Annotated in this window: 9 protein-coding genes; 2 read left to right on the top strand and 7 right to left on the bottom strand. The window is 42.1% G+C overall.

All coding sequences use genetic code 11. The features are described from left to right. Positions 1 to 217: 217 nt before the first annotated feature. A complete protein-coding gene (locus tag ACI35L_RS14000) occupies positions 218 to 439 on the bottom strand; it encodes a hypothetical protein (protein ID WP_049672507.1) in 222 nt (73 codons plus the stop codon). Between the two features lie 132 nt (positions 440 to 571). Between ACI35L_RS14000 and ACI35L_RS13995 the strand changes: the two genes are divergently transcribed. After that, the gene (locus tag ACI35L_RS13995; protein ID WP_082197220.1) at positions 572 to 1,384 is read left to right on the top strand and encodes a polysaccharide deacetylase family protein; all 813 of its coding nucleotides are present in this window, start codon (positions 572 to 574) and stop codon (positions 1,382 to 1,384) included. Positions 1,385 to 1,422: 38 nt separating this feature from the next. Here ACI35L_RS13995 and ACI35L_RS13990 read toward each other — a convergent pair whose 3' ends face one another. Then, on the bottom strand, positions 1,423 to 2,073 hold the full coding sequence (locus ACI35L_RS13990; protein ID WP_049672508.1) for a KinB-signaling pathway activation protein: 651 nt from the start codon (positions 2,071 to 2,073) through the stop codon (positions 1,423 to 1,425). A 141-nt stretch (positions 2,074 to 2,214) separates the two neighbouring features. On the opposite strand from ACI35L_RS13990, the gene gerD reads away from it, so the two are divergent. Then, complete coding sequence (gene gerD / locus ACI35L_RS13985; protein ID WP_049672509.1) at positions 2,215 to 2,814, top strand: spore germination lipoprotein GerD; 600 nt, start codon at positions 2,215 to 2,217, stop codon at positions 2,812 to 2,814. A 62-nt stretch (positions 2,815 to 2,876) separates the two neighbouring features. Here the strand turns inward: gerD and ACI35L_RS13980 are convergent, their stop codons facing one another. The 5 genes from ACI35L_RS13980 to ACI35L_RS13960 form a co-directional block, all read right to left on the bottom strand. Next, the gene (locus tag ACI35L_RS13980) at positions 2,877 to 3,650 is read right to left on the bottom strand and encodes a P-loop NTPase (protein WP_269431806.1); all 774 of its coding nucleotides are present in this window, start codon (positions 3,648 to 3,650) and stop codon (positions 2,877 to 2,879) included. Between the two features lie 362 nt (positions 3,651 to 4,012). Beyond that, positions 4,013 to 4,729, bottom strand: coding sequence for an N-acetylmuramoyl-L-alanine amidase CwlD (cwlD, locus tag ACI35L_RS13975; protein WP_049672511.1), 717 nt, complete (start codon positions 4,727 to 4,729; stop codon positions 4,013 to 4,015). A 71-nt stretch (positions 4,730 to 4,800) separates the two neighbouring features. Beyond that, the gene (locus tag ACI35L_RS13970; protein WP_049672512.1) at positions 4,801 to 5,244 is read right to left on the bottom strand and encodes a DUF2521 family protein; all 444 of its coding nucleotides are present in this window, start codon (positions 5,242 to 5,244) and stop codon (positions 4,801 to 4,803) included. A gap of 194 nt (positions 5,245 to 5,438) precedes the next feature. After that, on the bottom strand, positions 5,439 to 6,029 hold the full coding sequence (locus ACI35L_RS13965) for a class D sortase (RefSeq protein ID WP_053103782.1): 591 nt from the start codon (positions 6,027 to 6,029) through the stop codon (positions 5,439 to 5,441). A gap of 10 nt (positions 6,030 to 6,039) precedes the next feature. Then, on the bottom strand, positions 6,040 to 7,035 hold a 996-nt coding region (locus tag ACI35L_RS13960), incomplete at its 5' end, for a SpaA isopeptide-forming pilin-related protein (protein ID WP_439803133.1).

The following is a 7,035-nucleotide window of genomic DNA, read 5'->3' as shown; positions in this document are numbered from 1 at the left end:
AGTTTTAAGACTTGCTTAGCGTTTCGTTTTGTTTAGTTTTCAAAGAACAATCTGTCGTGTTAGCGACTTTTGTATTATATCAAGATAACTTATTTGCTGTCAACAACTTTTTTAAAGTTTTTTTCAAGCCGTTTATCCTTTTGGGATAACTTCTTTCGTGACAACGTATATAAATATATCAGCTATCCACCTAGGAGTCAATGCTTTTTTTCATTTTTTATTTCAACATTTTCAAAGCCGTTTGATACTTGTATTTATCACCCTCTGAAGCAATTCTGCCATATACCCCAAAAAGTATTCGATACCGCTCCTCCATTGCCCTTTTCACTAATGGCAACTCCTTTTTCAGCATCACGTCACAAAGGAGCTCATCAAGCTCTGCCTTTAAGAGCATCTCCAATTCGCCTGCTTCCTTTGCTGTGAGCAGCATTCCAATCATATACCTAATTCCTTTCTCTCTGATCACTTTCTATAGCATCGACTCTTCTCCGACTTTTATACAGGCATGCAGTTATATTTGTCCACCTCTTCAAATACATTATTATGAGTAAATATGGACGAGGTGAAAACGATGCCCTTCTTTTTTGTCACAAATATCCGCAAGGGAAAGCAATTGCTTCTTCTCATTATTATCGCATTCTTTACCGCGCTGTTCTTTTATGTTGAGTTTATGGCCGTGTCCCCTTCCTTCTCTATTAAAGGAGACCCAAAAATCATCTACAAAGGCGAAAAAGGACTTGCCTTAACCTTTAACATTGGCTGGGGGGATGAAAAAGCGGAAGGCATAATCAAAACACTGAAGCACGAGAAGGTCAGTGCCGCCACCTTCTTTCTCTCTGGATCCTGGGTTGAAAGACACCCTCATATCGTCAAGCAAATCGTTGACCAAGGATACGAAATTGGCTTGCTGGGCTATTCCTATAAGGACTATACGGAGCTTGAGGAAGGAGAAATTGAGGCCGATATCCAGAAGGGACAGGAGGCCTTTCGGAAAGCCGGACTCAAACGCGCCGTTTTACTGCGCACCCCAACTGGTGATGTAGATCGGCGTGTTCTAAAAATTGCTGAAAAGCAGCAAATGAGCGTCATTCACTGGAGTATTAATTCAATGGATTGGAAGAACCCTGGCACCTCTGTCATTATTGAAAATGTTTCGCAGGCCAAAAAGGGGGATATCGTCCTTCTTCATGCCTCTGATGCAGCTAAGCAAACAGCGAAGGCACTCCCGCTCATTAAGAAGGAAATTGATAAGAAACACCTCAAACTGCTCACAGTATCTGAAATGATTTCGAATTCCGATTCGACAAGTCAGGAAATCACCAATAAGTCTTATCTATTTAAAGGTACCGGTATGCTCATTGACGTAACAAAAGTAGAATATTAAAAAATACCCCCTCTAATTTCTAGAGGGGGCTTTTTCTATCAAGACTGCACAGTCTTTCTCTTGTTCAGTCTTTTTCTTTCTTCTCTTTCCTTAGCTGCCTGCTCACTTTTCTCATGATACCTTGGCAAAATCAATAATTGATAGGCATTACAAACAAGCAGCGGAATCAGCATATAATACATCCATTCCTGCTCATTTACTCTAAGTACCGGGAACCACTCAATGACTGTCACGACAATCATAAAGAACAGCGCCGGAATAAAAGCATGACGATTTGTTTGCTTAACCTTGGCAGCTCCAACAACGAGTCCGACAATCAGCAGCAGAATCGGATAGCCGATGAAGGAGGAAAGCGCCTCATTCTCTCCCGCAAAAAAGACAAAGCGCAAGTAAGCAAGGTCGGCTAAAACAATGACGACGATTACAAGCTGAACTGCATTCCACAAGAAACTTGATTTAAAAATAGAAAGACCCAGCCGATGCACAGTCAAATAGGCAAAGAAACACATCTGACTAATGACACTAAAGATAAACCCTATACCCATAAGCCACAGGAAGCTTGTGAACAGGCCTAATAATGATTGACCTCGAAAGTCCTCCCAAGCAACAATCAAGCCGACGACTCCTGCGGTAATTCCGCCAATGAACAATGTATTCATAAATAATTTCACCCAGTATCGACTACTCATACTTCCCCACCCTCTATGTATGTTCTTCTAAATTGTACCAATCAGATTTTCAAAAATCTATCATTTCTGCCAACCATGTATATTTTTTACGTTCTGTCTCATGCTATCTATGTAGATTTTTATGATAAGGAGGACAGCCCTATGTCTAAGAAAGCACTAGGTGTCGCGATTGCCTGCTGCAGCATCGCCCTCGCCTCAGGCTGCAGCGAAGGCAGTGACGAAAAGAATGCTGACTCTTATTCAGACGAGAAGAAGATGATTGTCGATGTCCTAGAGACCGATGAAGGTAAAAAAGCCATCCAAAATGCCCTTGCGGATAAGAATGTGAAGGCCGAGCTTATCATGGATGAGGAGACGATTAAAAAAACAATTGAGACGACACTGACATCAGAGAAAGAAATGGATTTTTGGAAAAAGGCTTTCAGTGATCATGATTTCGTCAAAGCATTGGCCAAGGGGATGAAATCTTCTCACACTGACCTTTTAAAGGACTTAATGAAAGACCCTGAATATACTGCCCTTTTAACAGATGTCTTAAAGAGTGCTGATATGCAGAAGGAATTTATCAGCATTCTAAAGGAGAAGGACGTGCGCAAGGAGCTGAAGAAGCTTGTCACTGAAACACTCGAAAACCCTCTCTACCAGGAACAAATCAGTGATATCCTGCTGAAGGCTTCCGATGAAAAATCATCCAAGAAAAGCGAAGATAGTTCATCAAGCCAATCCGAACCCTCCCAATAATCTCTTGATAGTCAGGAGTAAAAAAAGGCTGTCCCCTTTTGGGACAGCCTCCTGCTTTTCCTTTACTTGCCGACAATCTTTGTAATCTTCTCAGCCATTTCCGTAAAGATCTCCCCTGTTGGATGATCCTCAGCATAGATAGAAGGAGCAAACTCCTCATCATTCCAATCCGGCTGTCCTAATGGCAGTTTGCCAAGCAGCTCTGCCTCAAGCTCATCTGCCAGCTTCTCTCCGCCGCCGCGTCCGAAAACATACTCTTTCTCACCAGTCGTTTTACTTTCATAGTAAGACATATTCTCGATAACACCAATCACTTCATGATTCGTACGAAGAGCCATTGCTCCTGCCCGAGCCGCTACGAAGGCAGCTGTTGGATGTGGAGTTGTCACGATAATCTCCTTACAAGATGGAAGCATGGAGTGTACATCAAGCGCTACATCACCTGTTCCCGGCGGAAGATCAAGAAGGAGGTAGTCAAGTTCTCCCCATTCAACCTCCTGGAAGAAATTATTGAGCATTTTGCCAAGCATAGGGCCCCTCCAAATAATTGGCGCATTATCCTCAACAAACATCCCCATAGAAATAACTTTTACACCCATTCGATTCACCGGATAGATACGTTCTCCCTTTACGGTTGGTCTTTCTTGGATGCCCATCATATCAGGCACACTGAAGCCATAAATATCCGCATCGACCAAGCCAACCTTCTTACCAAGACGAGCCAATGCTACAGCTAAATTAACGGATACAGTTGATTTACCAACACCGCCCTTACCACTCGCAATGGCGATAAAGGTCGTATCGCTATCAAGCAGCCCCTTCTCTTCTTTCGGCATGGAGGCACGGAATTTCTCCAGCACCTCTGCAGGCAGATCCGCAAAGCGAATTCCTACTGTATTGGCTCCGCCTTCTTTGAGCGCATTAACAATAGTCTGCTGAATTTGCAGCTGTTCGGCGGTTCCCGTCTTAGCAATCGCGACCTTCACACTTACATGCTGCTTCTCTTCTTTTATCTTTATTTCAATGATTCCATTGGTTTCTTCAAGGGTTCTATTTAAAAATGGGTCTTTAATATCTTTGAGCAATTCCTTCACACTTGCTTCTGTCAGCACTATCGACACCTACCTTGTATGTATTAGTAAACGCTTTAAGTATACCATACTCGCCAGATATCTTTAGCAGGATTTGCCTTTACCCGTCAATCAGCGACATCTTCCTTTAAGAAATAGCGGATAACCCCTGTATAAATAGAGAGTGCAATATCATCTTGATACACCTTATTCTGAAGGTCCTTCCGCTCCTGGTCATTAGACAAAAAACCGACCTCCACCAGCACTCCAGGTTTTTTAGCATACTTAACCAAATAAACATTTTCAAGCGGCTTTGCATGCCTTGTTGAGTTGTTCAAGGTGCGGATAAGCTCTGCTTGAATCAGCTTAGCAGCCCGTTTGTTTTCCTTAAATTTTGGGGAATAAAAAGTTTGGGCTCCCTTTGATTTGCTCTGTGGGAAGGCATTGGCATGAACACTAATAAACATATCAGCCTCAGACTCATTAATAAAATTCGTTCGATTGATTAGATCAGTCCGTTTCCGCTCCCTGACCGTACCCGCCTTTTCATCAGCAAGGTCTATATCCTCTTCTCTTGTCATGAGAACAAGGGCCCCCTGTTCCTGCAGGTAATCCCTCAGCTTCATGGATATAGGGAGTGTTATATTCTTCTCAATAACCCCTTTAAAGGCTGCACCGCCATCAATACCCCCGTGCCCTGGGTCAATGATGATTACTTTGCCTGCCAGCGGAAGATTCCACGCCTTAAAAGAAGCATCCTGGTTCATCTTGTAAGTCGTCAACAAAAAAAGAACGGCCACACCTAATAGAAATCCAGTTACAATCAGCTTCTTCCGTAAGTTCATATTCAATCCCCTTTACCCAAGAATCCTATTTACTGTATCTTATGGGACAAGGTTAGAGGATAGAACCCGAACTATTTCTTCATTCGCGTTTTGTGCCGCTGAATACCCTTTGAATATCCCTCGAGCCACCACGTTGTCACGTATTCCCGCGTAAGTGAACGCAGGGTATCCTCAAGAAAAGGTGCAGCCTCTCCCATTGGCTGGTTCAAATGATAAAACAGCTGGGCAGCGAGTGCATCCAGCTCCCTTTTGGACCGCCGCATGATTTCCTCCGGTGATTCGCCATACTTAGCGAACTTACTGTAGGCAGATCCTAAAAGGAAGGATTCAACGGCCATATCATAACAATGCTCTTCAGCCGGCTCCAGCGGATAACCAGGAAGCGACTTAAGTCCTTTGGCTAAGTGGCGGTAATGCCGGCCAAGCAGCTCCAATGAGAAATCCTTCAAGGCTTCCCGCTCATATTGCTGCTGCTTCTCCTTCCGAAAGGCAGTAAAATTCAAAACTGTATTCAATATAAACACCTCAAATTCACTTTAAAGCCTGTCACTGGCCTTATTTGCTTATTAGTGTTTGAAGGAAACGAGCCGCTCATGCCATGGGATAAATGGGAATGTTTTATAACATAAAAGGACCCCCGAACATACGGGAGTCCTCCTCTTATCTATTCTATTGTTCGTGGTAAATTTCCCAGTGACCCTCAAAATAGTTACTCATTCGCTATTATGTGGCCTTTCACAGCAATTCGTTTTGCTCCGCTTTTCGTACAAGTAATCAGAGTGATTTCTCTTTTCCCTGGAGTCTCATTTAGGACATCTACATCAGTTGGCTTTATAATCTTTTTTGACTCAACTTGATAGACAAATTTACCCTGCTTGCCTTCCAACTGGATTTGATCACCTATCTTTATCTCATCCAACCGATTAAAATGCCTTCCATATACCACGCTATTATGTCCAGCAATGGTGAAATTGCCCTGACCGGGTACTTGATTCTTTCTTATCTGGGTTAATGCGACGTTTAAATATTCCTGCGTTGGTTCAGGCAATACAGGAGCCTCCAATTCAATTGATGGAATAGACAGTATAATAAGCCTTTTGATATCTGCCTTATCTATATTGAAAGAGGAGCTCAATTCTTCTTTAATGGATTCTGACCTGCCGGTATTATCCATATTGCGAATAGCTTCTAATACAGACTGCAATTGATTAATACTTTCTTTTTGCTTCTCTTGAATATGATAAGAATAAAGTAAACAAACAACGCCAACCAGAAATAATAAACCACCTATTTTTCTCATAAAGCCCAATTCATCTTTTTGCTCGTTTTGTTAGTAATAAAATACCTGCCATGATCAAAACAATACCCAACGTAATGAGAATTCTTGATGAAGTATCCCCAGTTTGCGGGAGCCTATCAATAACATCTATATTTGTCTTGTTATGATCTTCGGAATCCTCCGTTACTCCCCCAGCAGGATTAGAAGCTAGCGGTTCCTCTGGAACAAGTACTTGTATATTTGATGAATCATCTTCTGGTGAATCAGTTATTACCTCTTTTTCGATCAAATGATTTTCAAACTCAATTTCCACCGTCTGGTTACCATTTACTTCAATTGTTATTACTGCATCTGAAAGCTGATAGCCTTCTGGTGCCTTCGTTTCTTTAATATAATATGTACCATATGGTAATTTTTCAAATGTAACAATTCCATGCTTATCTGTTTTACCTGTAGAAATAAACCTTTCCCCTTGATATAGGGCGAATTCGGCACCTTCCAATACCTCTTTATTTTTAGAGTCGATTTTCATAATCTTAATGGAACCTAGTTCTGTTTCATCTTTGATTGGGACATTATCGAATCTCTTTTCATCCACCTTTTCCTTGTCCACGGTCACTTTTCTAATTTCAGTCGACAATTGGTAGCCTTCCGGTGCAACGATTTCTTTCACATAATAGGTGCCGTATGGCAGATCCGTAAACGAAACGATACCATCTTCGTTAGATTTCACATCTGCGTGGCCCGCTTCCTTTGTACATTCCTTATCCATATACAGACGGAAGGTAGCTCCTTCTAATTGTTTACCCGTTCCTTTTTCGATTTTCGTAAACTGGATAGACCCTTTTGGTTCTTCGACGATGATTAATTCATTGTCGAATGTCCCTGCATCTACTACCTCCTTATCCACTGTCACCTCTCGAACTTCCGTGGATAACTGGTAGCCTTTCGGCGCAGCGATCTCTTTCACATAATAAGTACCATAGGATAATTCGGTGAACGATACGATTCCATTTTTATCAGATTT

The sequence above is a fragment of the Pradoshia sp. genome, from assembly GCF_051873915.1.
Classification (GTDB): Bacteria; Bacillota; Bacilli; order Bacillales; family Pradoshiaceae; genus Pradoshia.
This window is presented reverse-complemented; position numbering and strand designations above follow the sequence as displayed.